At 33.4% G+C, this 1,782-nt stretch carries 1 protein-coding gene and 1 pseudogene; both read left to right on the top strand.

What is annotated here, in order from left to right:
- A partial coding sequence (locus tag A9G38_RS12260) for a hypothetical protein (RefSeq protein WP_176713238.1) occupies positions 1-1,189 on the top strand: 1,189 nt, incomplete at its 5' end.
- A gap of 481 nt (positions 1,190-1,670) precedes the next feature.
- Positions 1,671-1,782, top strand: a pseudogene (locus tag A9G38_RS12035) (IS5/IS1182 family transposase); the annotation flags it as partial.

Consider the following 1,782-nt stretch of genomic DNA (forward strand, 5'->3'; position numbering starts at 1 on the left):
GGCACAAGGCACAAGGCACAAGCACTGGCAAACCTACGATTTAAATTTATTAAATAATCCTATTCGCCGAGTTTTTGCACGAAACTCATTTATATTTTCCAAATTATCTCTCAAATTATCTCGAAAACTCTTGTTGGTGTTGGGCGTGTTATTATTGCCATATTCATGGAGTTTAGAAGCATTAACTAGTAAAAATGGTCGCGTAAAAAATCATCGTAGTGATGCCATAATATTACCGTCGTTCGAAAACCCGTGTCTAAAATATGGTACAGACGGAGATGCAGGTTCAGTTGATTTATGGATATGGATATCGAATCCTGATTATTTTGAGCCAAGTGCGCCATTGGTTTGTTATGCTCAACCTAATTTATCAAACGATTCCAGTAATAATACTGAATATAAAGATTTAGATGGTCCTGATTGGGTAAAAGGAAAAGGATTTGTACCACAAGATATAAACAATCCACAACGTAATTTCCCATCGACAGGAACAAATAATGTTTATTTTTATTTATTATTAGCAAACGTAACGCCCGAAGAGATTATCTCAGCTAATGGCGCTAGAGTATTCCCGGAATCAGGGAGTGGAGTTAGTTTAGCTTTATCATCTGCAATAACACCAGGTTGGGGAAAAGGCTCACGAGATGTAGCTTTAAAGATAGTACTAAAAGGACCAGTAAACAGTAGTGCTAATAAAAACTTTAGCCCTTCTACATTTAAGCTTTATTCAGATAGAGCCAAAAGTAACGTCTTGTATAGCTTTAAAATTGAAAGATGGTATATAGCCCAAGGGGCTAATATTAATGCATCTGTGCAAGATGCAAAAAATTACTGTAACCGAATTGGATACCGAGTGCCGAGTGTTGCAGATTATACTAATGCAAATAATGATGATATTTGGACAGGAGGTATTCCTGGAAGAAATATCAATAATTATCGCCGTCAATTGAGTTATCGTAGCAGTAATGGCAAGTGGATTGGTGGGTTATTTAATGAATGGGGAACCTTATTTAACAATCCTGATCACTATTTAGGTCTTGATGACTGGGAAACTAATCATCCTCAAGATTGGTATTGGGCAATTGATACATACAAAGGAGAACCAATTCGAGTCGATTTGGGGGATGGAGATTTATATGATTCTAAATCAACTAATAATAAACTTAGAGCTGCTTGTGTCAAGCCGTAGTTAAATTTGTTTTATTTGTTCAGCAAATAGTTTGACTCTGTAACTTTTAAAGTTACAGGGGTTATTACGAGTAAGTTAATTATAGAACTTACTCGCATTGTTTACAGTAATGGTATGTTCCCACTTTTTAGTACCAAAAATATAAGGTTAACGATTCCCATCAACATGCAATGATGAATAATTTGATGATTATTTTTTACAAAATTGGTACCTAATATTTAAAACTATAAAATCAGTCTATTTCTTATTATTTAATATAATTTTCATATGGTTATATATTATTTTTAATAATCAGACTCATTTAATCACATGTTTACAAATCTTAACAAAAAAGTTATTTTTTACATAAAATTAACATAATATAATAAATATGATCAAATTTGTGTTTTATTAGGGCGTGTTGATCTTTCATGATTATTTTTTAGACGGCATGATGTGAGTTATAATAATTCAGCCAAAAACAACCCTAACTCGATTCATCATGCCAAGAACAATGCTAACAGATAAACGGTGGGAAAAGCTACTACAAATAATGAAAAATACCGGCCGAGTTTATAATAAATCCGAGCATCGGATGACGTTTGAAGGGATCC

Source organism: Gilliamella sp. Imp1-1 (assembly GCF_001690415.1).
Taxonomy (GTDB): Bacteria; Pseudomonadota; Gammaproteobacteria; order Enterobacterales; family Orbaceae; genus Gilliamella; species Gilliamella bombi.